Source organism: Staphylococcus simiae, from assembly GCF_002902085.1.
Lineage (GTDB): Bacteria > Bacillota > Bacilli > Staphylococcales > Staphylococcaceae > Staphylococcus > Staphylococcus simiae.
Window position 1 is genome coordinate 1 of sequence record NZ_PPQR01000083.1, and the last position, 370, is coordinate 370.

Sequence of the window (370 nt, forward strand, 5' to 3'; positions counted from 1 at the left end):
AATGGTGTTCTATTAAAATCATCTATAATAGCCATGTAATTTTGTTCACTACCATAACCAGCATCAGCGACAATATACTCAGGTAAATAACCGTAGGTTTCTTTAATCAAAGTTAAAAACGGTATTAAAGTTCTAGTATCTGTTGGATTTTGGTAAACATCATATGATAAAACAAATTGTGAATTTGTCGCTATTTGTAAATTGTATCCTGGTTTAAGTTGTCCATTTTTCATATGATCTTCTTTCATTCTCATAAAGGTAGCGTCATGATCTGTTTTAGAATAACTATTACGGTCTTGAAGAATTGCTTTTTGCTCTTCGTACTTCGACTTTCGTTCAGAATAATCATCAAATTTCTTTTTAACTTTTT

1 protein-coding gene is annotated in these 370 nt (G+C 30.0%); it reads right to left on the reverse strand.

What is annotated here, in order from left to right:
- A partial coding sequence (locus tag CD113_RS10055; RefSeq protein WP_142380903.1) for a transposase occupies positions 1–370 on the reverse strand: 370 nt, incomplete at both ends.